General features: G+C 59.2%; 17 protein-coding genes. 8 read left to right on the forward strand and 9 right to left on the reverse strand.

The window, feature by feature from the left end; genetic code table 11:
• Positions 1-3: 3 nt before the first annotated feature.
• The 4 genes from JOE27_RS03940 to JOE27_RS03955 form a co-directional block, all read right to left on the reverse strand.
• Entirely contained in the window at positions 4-408 is a 405-nt protein-coding gene (locus JOE27_RS03940) for a glucose dehydrogenase (RefSeq protein ID WP_052750433.1), read from the reverse strand.
• A gap of 31 nt (positions 409-439) precedes the next feature.
• Positions 440-1,741, reverse strand: coding sequence for an MFS transporter (locus tag JOE27_RS03945; RefSeq protein ID WP_204917963.1), 1,302 nt, complete (start codon positions 1,739-1,741; stop codon positions 440-442).
• A 130-nt stretch (positions 1,742-1,871) separates the two neighbouring features.
• Positions 1,872-2,873, reverse strand: coding sequence for a transketolase C-terminal domain-containing protein (locus tag JOE27_RS03950; RefSeq protein ID WP_115274892.1), 1,002 nt, complete (start codon positions 2,871-2,873; stop codon positions 1,872-1,874).
• The gene (locus JOE27_RS03955; protein ID WP_012314468.1) at positions 2,870-3,727 is read right to left on the reverse strand and encodes a transketolase; all 858 of its coding nucleotides are present in this window, start codon (positions 3,725-3,727) and stop codon (positions 2,870-2,872) included. The genes JOE27_RS03950 and JOE27_RS03955 overlap by 4 nt, the downstream gene beginning before the upstream one ends.
• Positions 3,728-3,865: 138 nt before the next feature.
• On the opposite strand from JOE27_RS03955, the gene JOE27_RS03960 reads away from it, so the two are divergent.
• Positions 3,866-4,762 (forward strand): LysR substrate-binding domain-containing protein, encoded by an 897-nt coding sequence (locus JOE27_RS03960; protein WP_239539288.1) that lies wholly within the window; start codon positions 3,866-3,868, stop codon positions 4,760-4,762.
• A 338-nt stretch (positions 4,763-5,100) separates the two neighbouring features.
• Here the strand turns inward: JOE27_RS03960 and JOE27_RS03965 are convergent, their stop codons facing one another.
• Entirely contained in the window at positions 5,101-5,445 is a 345-nt protein-coding gene (locus JOE27_RS03965) for a hypothetical protein (RefSeq protein ID WP_115274799.1), read from the reverse strand.
• 356 nt (positions 5,446-5,801) lie between these two features.
• Between JOE27_RS03965 and JOE27_RS03970 the strand changes: the two genes are divergently transcribed.
• Together JOE27_RS03970 and JOE27_RS03975 are read left to right on the forward strand one after the other, a co-directional pair.
• On the forward strand, positions 5,802-6,134 hold the full coding sequence (locus tag JOE27_RS03970; RefSeq protein WP_204917966.1) for a potassium channel family protein: 333 nt from the start codon (positions 5,802-5,804) through the stop codon (positions 6,132-6,134).
• Between the two features lie 260 nt (positions 6,135-6,394).
• On the forward strand, positions 6,395-6,565 hold the full coding sequence (locus JOE27_RS03975; protein WP_158621136.1) for a hypothetical protein: 171 nt from the start codon (positions 6,395-6,397) through the stop codon (positions 6,563-6,565).
• Positions 6,566-6,600: 35 nt separating this feature from the next.
• On the opposite strand, the gene JOE27_RS03980 is transcribed toward JOE27_RS03975, so the two are convergent.
• The 4 genes from JOE27_RS03980 to JOE27_RS03995 all read right to left on the reverse strand — a co-directional run bounded on the left by JOE27_RS03980 (position 6,601) and on the right by JOE27_RS03995 (position 9,158).
• Positions 6,601-6,870 (reverse strand): DUF6555 family protein, encoded by a 270-nt coding sequence (locus tag JOE27_RS03980; RefSeq protein WP_046786216.1) that lies wholly within the window; start codon positions 6,868-6,870, stop codon positions 6,601-6,603.
• A gap of 102 nt (positions 6,871-6,972) precedes the next feature.
• Complete coding sequence (locus JOE27_RS03985) at positions 6,973-8,163, reverse strand: zinc-dependent alcohol dehydrogenase (RefSeq protein WP_046786215.1); 1,191 nt, start codon at positions 8,161-8,163, stop codon at positions 6,973-6,975.
• Positions 8,164-8,223: 60 nt separating this feature from the next.
• Entirely contained in the window at positions 8,224-8,436 is a 213-nt protein-coding gene (locus JOE27_RS03990) for a general stress protein (RefSeq protein WP_046786214.1), read from the reverse strand.
• A 170-nt stretch (positions 8,437-8,606) separates the two neighbouring features.
• Complete coding sequence (locus tag JOE27_RS03995) at positions 8,607-9,158, reverse strand: ATP-dependent Clp protease proteolytic subunit (protein WP_046786213.1); 552 nt, start codon at positions 9,156-9,158, stop codon at positions 8,607-8,609.
• 208 nt (positions 9,159-9,366) lie between these two features.
• On the opposite strand from JOE27_RS03995, the gene JOE27_RS04000 reads away from it, so the two are divergent.
• The 5 genes from JOE27_RS04000 to JOE27_RS04020 are packed head-to-tail and all read left to right on the forward strand — an operon-like array spanning position 9,367 to position 13,682.
• Positions 9,367-10,284 carry a DUF72 domain-containing protein gene (locus tag JOE27_RS04000; protein WP_204917968.1) on the forward strand — a complete coding sequence of 306 codons (918 nt, stop codon included), beginning with the start codon at positions 9,367-9,369 and terminating at the stop codon, positions 10,282-10,284.
• On the forward strand, positions 10,281-11,066 hold the full coding sequence (locus JOE27_RS04005; protein ID WP_204917970.1) for an endonuclease/exonuclease/phosphatase family protein: 786 nt from the start codon (positions 10,281-10,283) through the stop codon (positions 11,064-11,066). The genes JOE27_RS04000 and JOE27_RS04005 overlap by 4 nt, the downstream gene beginning before the upstream one ends.
• Entirely contained in the window at positions 11,063-12,265 is a 1,203-nt protein-coding gene (gene clsB / locus JOE27_RS04010) for a cardiolipin synthase ClsB (protein ID WP_174141196.1), read from the forward strand. The genes JOE27_RS04005 and clsB overlap by 4 nt, the downstream gene beginning before the upstream one ends.
• The gene (locus tag JOE27_RS04015; RefSeq protein WP_046786209.1) at positions 12,265-13,224 is read left to right on the forward strand and encodes a lysylphosphatidylglycerol synthase domain-containing protein; all 960 of its coding nucleotides are present in this window, start codon (positions 12,265-12,267) and stop codon (positions 13,222-13,224) included. Before clsB ends, JOE27_RS04015 begins: the two co-directional genes overlap by 1 nt.
• Positions 13,225-13,253: 29 nt before the next feature.
• Entirely contained in the window at positions 13,254-13,682 is a 429-nt protein-coding gene (locus JOE27_RS04020) for a hypothetical protein (protein WP_204917972.1), read from the forward strand.
• Positions 13,683-13,684 lie beyond the last annotated feature (2 nt).

Below are 13,684 nucleotides of genomic sequence, written 5' to 3' on the forward strand. Positions count from 1 at the left end.
TCGTTACGCAGCAGTGCGGGTAGTGCGGCGTAGCGCCGGAGATACGATCAGGATCAAAAACAGGATGACGGTCATGGCCACCAGGCGTGGCACCAGGCCCCACCAGTTGAGGCCGACTTCCCAAAGCGCCCAGATCACCGTCAATACCCATATGAGAGCAAACAGGTAAAGGGCGCTGCGGCGTTGACGCCATATAAGGATGGCGCTCAGTACACAACCTGCACCTGTCAGGCCGTAATACCAGCTGCCACCTAGCGCGATCAGCCAGACCCCACCCCCGAACAGAGCCAGGCCAAATACTCCAAGGGTCAACGCCAGCAGAGCAATTGCCAGGCGCCATTTACTGCCGGTACGTAAGTCAGGCTGCGCCTGGAGCTTGCTGGGGGACACGCTACTACGTTGATTCATGACGCTACTGCTTCCTTCATTTACAAGTAATTCAAGCCATGGCCTGTCGACCAGGCGTGGCTATCCCGATCGGGCGACGGGTACAGAACATCGACAGGACGGCGCCAACAACCAACAGCACGCCTACCACTACGAAAGCCAGGGCAAAGCTCCCCGAACCCGCCACCACGTAGCCGGTCACGATCGGAGCCAGCAGGCCAAAGAGATTGCCGACGGCAGTGATGAAGCCCGCGGCGGTGCCAACATCGTCTTCCGAGCGCACCAGATCGTTCACCAGTGAGAGGTTCAACGAGATCGCCGATGCGCACGTCGCCAATGACAGCGTGATCACAAAAAGAATTGCCCAGGTGCTGTCGATCGCCGGTACCAGGAAGATCACCGAGGATGCGAGCAACACGCTGGCCACTACCAGGCGGCGCTGGCCCGTTTCGGCAGCGCCGGGGCGCATGGCCTTGTCACTCAGGCGGCCAATGACGATGGCAAGGATGGCCGCGCCCAGGTATGGGATGGCGGTATAAAGGCCACTCGACATAACCGTCAGGCCTTTCTCGGCCTGCAGGTAGCTCGGCAGCCAGGTGAGAAAGAAGTAGGTCGCGTAGACGGCACAGCCGTGCGAGAGCGCGATTGCCCACATGCTGCTCGAACGGGCTAAGCCCTTGAGGCCCAGCGATACCGATTTTTCCGGACCATCAGCGGATCGCGTGCCACCCTCGGCGATTTCAGCGCGCTCGACATCGTCCAACCAAGGCGCTTTTGACGGGTGGCTGTACCATTTCAACCAAGCCGCCAACCAGATAAAGCCCAATGCACCGGCAACGACGAAGGCGATGCGCCATCCGAAGGCGCTGATCAACCAGCCAAAACCGATGGCGCCGATGGCAGGGCCGACCAGGCTACCGCTATGGAATACAGCGGTGGCCAAACCACGTTCATTGAGCGGCATCCATTCACGAATGACCCGGGCGCCAGCGGGGTAGGTAGTCGCTTCGCCCATACCCATGATGAGCCGGCAACTGAGTAACGAGATGAAACCCGTCGACAATGCCGTGCAGGCTGTGGCCACCGACCAGACGCCGATGCCGTAGCCATTGACCTTTTTCGGGCCGAACCTGCCTACGAGATACCCCATGGGAATGAGTGCAAGAAAGTACAGCCAGACGAAGGACGAGAACAGATAGCCCATCGCGACCGGCGAGATATCGAATTCTTCCTTGAGAACTTTGGACGCCACCGAGAGCGAAACGCGGTCGACATAGTTGATCAATGTCAAAGTGAAGAGAAACGCGTAGATCCATACGCGTTTTTTCTTAAGAAAATGGTTGTCTTTTTGCATCGCCATCACCTTGTAGTTATTGGGACGATCCAGGGAAGAAAAGAGTGGTTTCCAGCTCGAAGGGCCACTCACTTCACTCGGGCAGCGTCTGTCGCGAAGTGAGCGGGGGTCGCACTACACGAGCGTGCCGTCAGGCCAGCCAACGCTGAATGTTTGCAACCATGACGTCTTTGGATATGCCGTAGCGGTCATGCAGCGTCGGCAACGCCCCGGCATCGAGGAACTGATCTGGCAGCGCCACATGGCGAACTTCCGGTTGCACACGGGCTTGCAGCAAGGTCATGGCGATGGCTTCACCCAGGCCGCCAATCTGCGTGTGGTTTTCCGCAATCACCACCAACCGGCCTTCACGACGGCATTGTTCAATGATGGCCTGGACATCGAGTGGCTTGATTGTCGGCACGTGCAGGACAGCTGTGCCGATCTTGCTCTTGATCAGTTCATCAGCGACTTCCAGGGCACGCATGGTCATAAGGCCCGAGGAAATGATCAGCACATCATTGCCGTCTCGTAGCAAACGGGCTTTGCCGAGCTCAAATTTGTAGTCGTATTCGTCGAGTATCAGCGGTACGCGCCCGCGGGGGAGGCGCATGTAGACAGGGCCATCGTGCTCGGCTATTGCGGCAACGCACTGTTCAGTTTCCAGCGCATCACATGGGTCAATAACCATCATCTGAGGAATGGCTCGCATCATCGCCAGGTCTTCCGTGGCCTGGTGACTTGGGCCATAACCAGTCGTGAGCCCCGGCAGGGCCGCGCAGATCTTCACGTTCAGATTTTCTTCTGCGATCACCTGGTGGATGAAGTCATAGGCGCGACGGGTGGCAAACACCGCATAAGTGGTGGCGAAGGGTACAAAGCCCTCCTTGGCCATACCGCCCGCAGCAGCCATGAGCAACTGTTCAGCCATACCCATCTGCAGGAAGCGCTCCGGGTAGCGCTGTGCAAAGATATGCATGTCAGTGTATTTGGCAAGATCTGCTGTCATGCCCACGACGCGTGGATTCTTCTGGCCTGCCTTCACCAAAGCATGGCCGAACGGGGCAGGGGTAGTACGCTGCCCTTCAGTGGCGATGGAGGCGATCATGGACGAGGTGGTGAGTTTCGGTTTTGCAGCGCAAGCGTTGGTCATTGTGGGCTCCGGGTCGCGTAGATCTCGTCGAGGTTGGCAAGTGCTTGCTGCCACTCTTCGGGCTCGACCCGGATGAAGTGGTTCTTGTCACGCTGCTCCAGGAAGGGCACGCCCTTACCCATCAGGGTGTCGAAGAGAATCACCCGAGGTTTATCACCGGGTACCGCCCGTGCGATATCGAAGGCAGAGATCACGGCCCGCAAGTCATTACCGTCGACACGTTGCACGTGCCAACCGAACGCCGCCCATTTGTCGATAAGCGGCTCGAACTGGAGGATGTCGTGGGACGGGCCGTCCGCTTGCTGGCGGTTGATGTCCACCAGGTTGATGAGGTTACCCAGCTTGTGATGCGAGGCCGACATGGCTGCCTCCCATACCGCACCCTCGTCCAGTTCGCCATCGGACATCGAGTTGTAGACGAACGCAGCGTTACCCTTCATGCGCAGGCCCAGCGCCTGGCCGACGGCAATGGCCAACCCCTGACCGAGGGAGCCGCCGGAAATTTCCATGCCGGGTGTGTAGGTGGCCATGCCGGACATCGGTAAGCGGCTGTCGTCGGAGCCATAGGTTTCCAGCTCATCTTCCGGCAGAACCCCGGCTTCCAGCAGGGCGGCATACAGCGCGATCGCGTAGTGCCCATGGGAAAGCAGGAAACGGTCACGGCCTTCCCATTCAGGTTGATCTGCGCGGATGTTCATGGCGTGGCAGTAGGCAACAGCCAGTACGTCGGCCCAGCCCAGCGCCTGGCCAACATAGCCTTGGCCCTGGACTTCACCCATGCGCAGGGCGAAGCGTCGGATTCGCCAGGCATGGGTCGACATCCGGGCAAAGTGCTCATTGCGACTCTCGGTCATATTATTCTCCATTGGTGACCAGCGATCCGGGGTTACTGACGCAGCGAATTCATCAGTAACCAGCCGAATTGAGTTACCCCGAGATGATCATGTAAAAATACAAGCTCGACAAAAGGTTTAAATTCGCCAGTCAATGAATTGGATTCATCAATGAAGATCTTTAAAAAGGTACCTCTTTCTACCCTGAGGGTTTTCGAAGCGGCGGGGCGTACCTGCTCTTTCGTGGAAGCAGCGAAAGAGCTGGATCTCTCCTCAAGCGCAGTCAGCCATGCAATACGCAAACTGGAAGTTGCAGCAGGGGTATCGCTGTTCACCCGCAGTACGCGTCACACGGCGCTGACGTCTGAGGGCTCCATGCTGCTGGATCATGTTCAACGGGGTTTCGAGGAGATGAGCCGTGGGTTGGCGATTGCGACCAATGAGCCCGCAGTGCCGTTGCGCCTTCACGTTGCGCCGACGTTCGCCAGTCAGTGGTTGGTGCCTCGCCTGGCGGGCTTCCTGCACGGTCATCCCGGCATCGACCTGCGCATCTCCGCCAGTACTGACTACGCGCGGTTCGACAACGATGATTTCGACCTGGACATCGTTTACGGCGAGCCCAGGCCTTCGTCACACGAAAAGACCCCACTGCGGATCGAAGAGCTGACGCCGCTGTGCAGCCCTGAGGTTGCCAGGCATCTTCGTTCACCGCAGGACTTGTATTCGCTGTTCCTGATCCAGAGCGACGGGCAGTCAGTGCAATGGAAAGGCTGGTTCGCGGCCAACGGCATGCAGCCACCGAAAAGCTACGGCTTGGCGTTCGATCGAAGCTCCATGAGTATTTCAGCGGCGGCTGGCGGCCTGGGGGTGGTGCTCGAATCTGACTTGTTAGCTGAGCAGGAGCTGGCCAGCGGTCAGCTGGTCAGCCCGCTTCGTCATGTCAGCAACAGTGTCCGCTACGTTGGCCACTATCTCGTGCACCCTCGGCGGCATCGACAACCGCATGCAGTGACTCAGTTCAAGCAATGGCTGTTCAAAGAGTTGGCTGTGCAGTGAAGAGGAGGGGCAGGCGAAGTCTTCTTCATCGATCTTGCGGTGAGCATCTGCTGTCCGCGCCAATGCTAAGCGGGTGTGCACCGTGAGTGGTAATGAAAACTTCCGGTGAGGGGTCAGCAAGCGAAGAGCGAACATACACGATTTAACATAATATGCATTATGCGCACCTTCGTATGGAGCTTCCGGGCCCGTGGTGGCCAGGATTGTAGCCAGGTGCACGGCCCCGGCTCGCCGCTGGTAACCAAATTCCCGTAACCTGGACGAAATCCACGACCAATGTTTGCAACATCCGTGCGGGACGGCATGAAGCGCTTCAACTGATCGTGCACGTCACGGCGTTATCTACCACCACCAATCAATGATAGAAAGAACATAGATCCGCCCAACACAATCAGCCCCGCAGCGCAGCTATGCACAATGAAGGTGTCGTATGTAGGCCCCTTGGATTTCCACGGCCTGGCCCATCCGGCATAAACCAGCAAAAGGACGATCGCGATCAGTTCAGCTTGCGCAGTCATGAACCATACATTCGCAAACGCCATACCCGCTGATAACGATTTTTCGTGGCCCAGCAAAATAGTAAATAAGCTGGCTACACCGAGCGGCAACCAGATAGCTATCCCAGCGGCCACCAGCAGGCAACGCTGCCCGAGGTGTGTTAATCGATGTGCGGTGGTGCTCATTCCTTGATCTCCATAAGGTGGCCGCTTTCCCGGGCCATCAACTTCCATTTACCTAATGGGCGTTGTTTCAATTACCTTGGGTGTGTGATAACCATCAATCATTGCATAGTCGGAGTAGATCGCCCAACTGATTGACCTTAATCAGGTGGTGGCCAGGCCTGATTTGCACGGCGCCTACCCTTTACGATATTCTTTAAAGTTATAACTACACTAAATATTCATTTAGTTTAGTTATAAAAAAGGGGCTGAGGGAGGATTGTAAAGCGCCTGCCCGACCTGTTTGCTCCAGTGCGCGATGAAAGTTGTGCCAAACTCCCTGTCAAGCATTCGCCTGCACTCTCCAAGGAACTTATGCCATGCGAGCAATGAAGGACCTTAGGCGCAACTTCGTCCGTGAGTTCTGGCGCGGACTGGCCATCGTCTGGCCAATCGTCTCGCTGTTACTGATATTCATGGCCCTGCTCGGCTGGGTTGTTGGGATGCGGGAAGGCTGGCCCTTGGGAGATGGCCTGTATTTTTCCTTCGTGACAGGTTTGACGATTGGGTATGGTGACTTGGTACCTAAAGATGGGTTGGCTCGTAGCCTGGCTGTTGTGATCGGAATGGCTGGCATCGTAATGACTGGATTAATCGTTGCGGTGGGCGTCCATGCGTTGCGCAAAGCACTGGAAGATCAAGGCATTCACTAACGGCCGTTGCCCGGCCGACTTTCACAGCAGTCAGCCAGCCGCTCTTGGTCCGGCAGGCTCAAGCGCCCTCCTCGCCTTTGGCCCTCAAGCCGCGATCCCCCCAACAGCATGGTTTTGATTGCACCGGCAATTGCGCCGCAGCCAACAAGCCAGGTCGCGCCCATGGGCAATAACCCATTGGTCGGTATTTTCAGGACGCAGGCTGATCATCCGTAGCTCGATCACACTCCAAACTGTATCTGACGCCAAGGAGAACCGTGATGAACCAACTAATGAAAATGGGTGGCGGTAACGTCCAGGATGACTGGCCTGAGCTGGATCCGGGCCAGCCTGACGATCGGGTGGACGACCCGGATGCTGACCCGAATGTCACCGACGATGAGGAAAATCGTCCAGGCGTACCAGCAAGCGATCCCGAGTCAGGCGCTTGACCTTAGTGAGCGGGCAAAAGCCCGCTCCTTTCCCCTCAACTGCTAATCGCAGAGTCACTGACCGGCTGGTTGGGTTTTCCCCCGGACAGCCGCCAACTCACTGCGGTAATCCCATAGCGCTCAGCCATTGGCCTGCTGACTTTCTTGATTTTTTCGCGACCGAACTTGGGAATGATGCCAATACCCGCATCACAACTGGCCCAGTGCCAGGCTTCGGTGTTGTCCATCCGCTCCATGCGGATGATGAAACTGCGTGGTTCGCCACGCAGTTGGTAGTCAATGATGTACAGCTGGGGGTTAGGCATCACGGGGCCCTCCTCTTCTCCATGGATGACTCATTCATTGAGTGATGCCCGCCAGGAAAGATTCAAAATAATTGTCCAACAATTCACCCCACACCACTCCCCTCAAGGCAACGGTTCGGGTGCAGCGCCAGGTACCAGGATCACCTTGCGGCAGCGCTCCTGCTGCTCATCGAACAGTTCGTAGCCTCGCGCGGCATCTTCCAGCGCCAGCCGGTGAGTGATGATCGCTTGCGGGTTGAGCCGGCCTGCCTCGATGTGTTCGAGCAACTCCGGCAGGTAGCGATGGACATGCGTCTGGCCCATGCGGAAAGTCAGGCCCTTGTCGAAGGCGTCGCCGAACAGGAAGCCGTGAATGAACCCGGCATAGACCCCCGGCACGCTTACCACGCCACCACGGCGAACCGCAGCGATGCTCTGGCGTAACGCCTTGCCGCTGCTACCTTCGAGTTTCAGGGCCGTCAGCACGGTTTCGGTGGTGCTGCCTTTGGCTTCGAAACCCACGGCATCGATCACTGCATCGACGCCCCGCATGCCGCGCGTCTGGCGAATGATGGTGTCGGCAGGATCGTCGTCGTGGGCAAAGTCGATAGGAATTACGCCGTAGGCCTGATGAGCATAATCCAGGCGATAGCCGCACTCATCGACCATGAAAATCTGCTCTACCCCCAGCATTCTTGCACAGGCCGCCGACAGCAGCCCGACCGGCCCTGCGCCATAGATGGCCAGCGAAGCGCCCTGTCCGACCTCTGCGTTGAGCACCGCTTGCCAGGCGGTGGGCAGGATATCGGAAAGGAACAGCAGCTGATCATCGGCCAGGTGCCCTGGTACCTTGAACGGCCCGGTGTTGCCTTTGGGAACCCGTACGTAGTCGGCCTGGCCACCTGGCACCCCACCATACAGGTGGCTGTAGCCGAACAAGGCTGCACCCGGCGGGATGACTTTCTTGTTGAGAATCGCCCCGTGGCCCGTATTGGTGGTTTCACAGGCCGCGAACAGCTGGTGCTGGCAGAAGAAGCAGCCGCCGCACGCGATCACGAACGGGATCACCACCCGATCACCGGGCCGTACGGCTGTCACTGCGCTACCAACGTCTTCGACGATCCCCATGAACTCGTGGCCGAGGATATCGCCCGTCTCGACCAAAGGGATCTTGCCACGATACAGGTGCAAGTCCGAGCCGCAGATGGCCGTGGCGGTCACCCGCAGAAGGATATCGTCATCTTCCTGCAGGTCCGGTTCTGGCACGTTGTCGACACGGACATCGCCAGCGCCGTGATAGGTCAATGCGCGCATGCTTGAGTCTCCCTATAAGGACATGGGACGAGGCCGACAGGCCTCGGCTAACGCGACTTTTCAATTCGGCTGGCGGCCTCCACCATGGCTGTTCTGCCCGCCCTTGCGGCCAGCTTGCGAGGCGCGCTCTCTATCATTGGCAAAGTTGCCGCCCGACGCCTGCCCGCCCTTCTGGCCTGCACGGGAGGCCCGTTCACGGTCATTGGCAAAGTTGCCCGGGTTGGTTTCCTTGGTGCCGCCACGTTGTCCAGTCCGCTCTTGATCACGAGCCATGTCGTTTCTCCTTGCGATGGAATGGTTGGACGCATGAATCTTTGCCATGCCCTTTTTCCGAACCGCCGATGCGCAGGATTGCTCAATTCAATCGCGGGCAGGCGACCGGTGGCACGAAACACCGCCCGGAGAAATGTTTGCGCGCTCCCTTCTTGCCGGTGCTGCGAGCCTTACGCATGCACACTCCACTGTGTCACTTGCGCCTCGATCGGCATTTCATCGATGGCATGGATCAGGCCGCTCTTCAGTGCCTCCTGAGGATCCAGTATTCGCGGATAAGCCATCAGGTAGCGTTGAACGTCCAGTGCTTCGGCGCTGCCAGCAGTTCTTTCAGTGACGATCTGGGCATACAGCCGCAAATCATAATCCAGGCTCATCGCATACTCGGCCATACGCGCATGGTCCACTGCGCCATGCAGGGTCCAGTGAAACGGGTGAAACAAGAACTTGCTCATGGCGCAGGCGGTACGGTGCTCGCCCGCCAGAAACAGGATGTTGCCCATCGATTCGACGGTGCCGAGGTTGTGCGTGTGCACAGGTACAGGCAAGGCACGCAGGAAGTTGTACAAGGTAAACCCATAGCTGCATTCGCCGCCCATCGTGGCGATGTTCAACTGAAGCACATCGCCCCCCTGCTGCATCACCTTCGAGCAGGTACTGATCAGGTTGCCGCAGGTGGATGAGTTGATCGGGCCGGTGAAGTGAATGATGTGTCGGGCCATGTTTGCCTCCAGGTTAGCGGGTCATTCCCGTGTGCCGAACAAGCCTCCCATTGCGCCATCGCAACGTATTCGTCAGGTCTGCTTTTCGGTGGAAACGTGCGCGGGTGCAAAGTTCCCAGGACACAGCCAGCCACCACTGGTCAACCATCCTGAACCGTTTGTGGTCGCTGCGTGTCGCTAGTGAAGGGACAGCAATGAGGACCACAGTGTGAGCGAGATCCGCATCGGCATATCCGGATGGCGCTATGGCCCCTGGCGCAAGGACTTCTACCCCAAGGGCCTGCGGCAGGACGATGAATTGGCATTTGCCTCGCGCGCCGTCAACAGCATAGAAATAAACGGGTCGTTCTACAGCCTGCAGACACCGGAACGCTATGAGCGCTGGCGGGACGATACGCCGGAAGACTTCGTCTTTTCAGTCAAAGGGCCCCGCTATATCACGCATGGCCGGCGCCTCAAGGACATCGAAGAGCCGCTGGCGAATTTCTTTGCATCGGGCCTTTTGTTGCTGGGGGACAAGCTGGGGCCGATTCTGTGGCAGTTCCCGCCGAACATGAAATTCGATGAGGATCGTTTCGAGCGGTTCCTCGCGCTATTACCTCACGACCGCGAGGCGGCGCACGCCTGTGCCCGCAACTGCGCTGAGCGTTTACGGGGTAATGGCGGCACTGCCATCGAAGGCAATGCACGTATGCGCCACGCAGTAGAGATTCGTAATGAGAGCTTTTTGTGCGAGGCGTTCGTGCGCATGCTGCGCAAGTACCGGGTGGCGCTAGTAGTCGCCGACAGCGCGGGAAAGTGGCCCTCTGTCGAGGATGTAACCGCTGATTTCGTCTACCTGCGTCTGCACGGGGATGTCGAGCTTTACAGCAGCGGGTATACCGCCCGCGCCTTGCGCCGCTGGAAGCAGCGGATCGAATGCTGGAGTCGCGGCGACCAGCCGAACGATGCCCACCTGATAGTCGATCAGCCGCCACCCCGGCGTGCGTCACGGGATGTGTATTGCTATTTCGACAACGACCAGAAGGTACATGCACCTTACGACGCACGCCGTCTTCTGGACAAACTGGATCTGAACGGCCACTTGGTGACAGAACCGGGTGTGACACCGCAGGTGCAATTGTGAACAAGACACTGCAAACACCCGCCAGCATCATCGACCAGGCCACCGCGGTACATCGTCTCAATGTATTGACGATCAACGTGCACAAAGGCTTCACCGCGCTGAACCGGCGTTTCATCCTGCCCGAGTTGCGCGAGGCGGTTCGAGCCACCGATGCCGATCTTGTGTTCCTGCAGGAGGTGCACGGCAGCCATGAGCACCATGCCGTGCACCATCCCGCGTGGCCCGAAACCCCGCAGTATGAATTTCTCGCCGACAGCATGTGGCCGCAGTTCGCCTATGGCCGCAATGCCATTTACCCGCATGGCGATCATGGCAACGCGCTGCTCTCGAAATTCCCTATCGCCGAGCACCGCAACCTCGATGTATCGATCCATGGCAACGAACAGCGCGGCTTGCTGCACTGTCGCCTGGAGGTGCCGGGCCACGAATCGGTTCATGCAGTCTGCGTGCATCTAGGGTTGCGTGAAGCCCATCGGCAGCGCCAGGTAAGCCTGCTGTTCGACTTGCTCGACAGCTTGCCCGCCGATGCACCGGTGATTGTCGCCGGGGACTTCAACGACTGGCGCTTGAAGGCCGACGCTGTGCTCTCGCAACGCCTGGTAGAAGCGTTCGGTGAGCACTTTGGTAGCCCGGCCCGCAGTTTCCCCGCGCGCCTGCCGCTGCTGCGGCTGGACCGTATCTACTTGCGCAATGCCAAACCGGGCAAGGCGCAAGTGTTGTCCCATTATCCCTGGTCGCATTTGTCTGACCATGCCCCATTGGCTGCGGAGATCAACCTGTGAACAAACCTTGGGTGGATGGCAACAGTGTCGAGCTGTTGATCAATGGCGAAGGCTTTTACCCCCGCGTGTTCGAGGCCATGGCTCAGGCGCGCGAAGAAATCCTGCTTGAAACGTTCATCATCTTCGACGACAAGGTCGGCCAGCAGCTGCAACGGGTGCTGATCGATGCGGCGCGCCGCGGCGTGCGGGTGGAACTGGCGGTGGATGGTTACGGCACAGCCGATCTGCCGGATGCCTTCATTTCGGCGATGACCGAAGCGGGTGTGCGGTTTCACGCCTTCGACCCGCAACCACGGGTAGCCGGCATGCGGACCAACCTGTTCCGCCGCCTGCACCGCAAGATCGTGGTGGTGGATGGCGAACGGGCATTCGTTGGCGGGATCAACTACAGCGCCGATCACCTGGGCGATTATGGCCCGATGGCCAAGCAGGACTACGCGGTGGAGGTTCGTGGCCCGGTGGTCGCGCAGGTGCACGCTTCCAGCCGACGGCTGATGGCCCCGGTCCTCGAACCGCCCAGTCAGGTACAGCCGCTCACCCAGCCCGCAGGCCAAGTAAGCGCCGTGCTGGTCGAGCGGGACAACACGCGCCACCGTAGCGATATCGAGGCCTGTTACCTGCAGGCCGTGCGTACTGCCCGTCAGCGCATCGTGGTTGCCAATGCTTATTTCTTCCCCGGTTACCGCCTGTTGCGCGAGTTACGCAATGCAGCGCGCCGTGGTGTGCAGGTAACCCTGATCCTGCAGGGCCAGCCGGACATGCGCTGGGTACGTGCGCTGTCCAGACTGTTGTACAACTACCTGTTGCGCGACGGCGTGCATATTCACGAATACTGCCAGCGCCCTCTGCACGGCAAAGTGGCGTTGGTGGACGATGAATGGTCGACAGTGGGCTCCAGCAACCTCGACCCGCTGAGCCTGTCGTTCAACCTTGAGGCCAACCTGCTGATACGTGATCGGGCGTTCAACCAGCACCTGTACCAACACTTGGCCTCGCTCGCCAGTGACCAATGCAAGGCGGTGACGCTGGAGCGGATGATCCGCGGCTACTGGTGGCGGGCGCCGCTGATTTTCATCGGCTTTCACCTGACCCGCTACTTTCCGCGCATTGCCGGCTGGTTCCCGGCGCACCGCCAACGCCTGAAATCTGTCCAGCCTGAAGCGCAGGCCCAGGGCGACCTTCACGAGGGCAATACCTGATGAAGCACAAAGCCTGGCATACCTGGGGCAAGCGCCTGCTGACCCTGCTGTTCATCGTGCTGATACCGGCGCTGCTGTACATGCTGGCGCGCAACCTTGACTGGAATGAGGTACGCCAGTCACTGGTCGCCTACAAGCCAAGCACCCTGATCATCGGCTTGGGCCTGGCGCTGTGCAGCTACCTGACATTCGCCGGCTACGACCTGCTGGCCCGGGCCTATACCGGCCACCACCTACCAGCGCGGCAAGTGCTGCCGGTGGCATTCGTCTGCTATGCCTTCAACCTGAATTTCACCACCTGGGTCGGCGGCGTTGCCTTGCGTTACCGGTTATACGGACGGCTGGGCCTGGACACGGGGACCATCACCAAGATCCTGACCCTGGGGCTGCTGACCAACTGGATGGGCTACATGCTGCTTGCCGGTACGGTGTTCGCCCTGCGCCTGGTCAAGTTGCCGGAAAACTGGGCAGTGGGCGTAACCGGGCTGCAGATGATCGGTTTTCTGCTGCTGGGTGTGGCACTGGCCTATCTGCTGGCCTGCGGTTTTGCCAAGCGTCGTACATGGCGGGTGCGCGAGCATGAAATCACCCTGCCCTCGCTGCGCCTGGCGCTGTGCCAGGTGGCGCTGGGGGCCAGCAACTGGGCATTGATGGCAGCACTGATTTACTGGCTGCTGCCCGGAGACCTGTTCTACCCCTCTATTCTCGGCATCTTGCTGATCAGTTGCGTGGCTGGAGTCGTCGCCCACATTCCCGCCGGGCTGGGTGTGCTCGAAGCCGTGTTTCTTGCGCTGCTGCACGGCCAATTGGGCCAGGGCAGCCTGGTGGCGGCGCTGCTGGGCTACCGCACCCTTTACTACCTGATCCCGTTGCTGCTGGCGGTGATTACCTACCTGATACTGGAAAAACGCGCCCGCGCTATGCGCCAACGCGGTGAAGCGACATTACGCAAGACCTGAACACGGGCCCAAGGCCCGGGAGGTGGCACATGCGTTTATCTCTGCTGATGGTGGTGCTGGGCAGCCTGGCCAGCACGCAGGTACTGGCCGACGCGTGCGAGGTGATGACCCGCTCCGCCAGTGAAGCGGTCAAGCCAGTTGAAGGACGGACCTGTTACAGCTACAGCAACATGCCGGCTGAAGCGATCAATTGGTCGTGCAGCAATGAGAGCAAGGAGATGCTCAGCACCGAGAAGCACAAGGTCCCGCGCTGCGCCGATGGCAGTGTGGGCAGCTGCATCGCGCCGTTGACCCAAGAGACCCTTTCCAACCCGAAATCGACAGGGCGCGACGAGCCCTCCACACGCCCGACGCTGCCCAAGGACGCTCAGGTAATCACGTATTACTACGACACTCCCAGCCTCGGCCAGGCCCGTACCGACTGCGAGCGCAATGACGGGATCTGGCAGACGCATTGAGG

The organism is Pseudomonas sp. M5, assembly GCF_016907075.1.
Classification (GTDB): domain Bacteria; phylum Pseudomonadota; class Gammaproteobacteria; order Pseudomonadales; family Pseudomonadaceae; genus Aquipseudomonas; species Aquipseudomonas putida_E.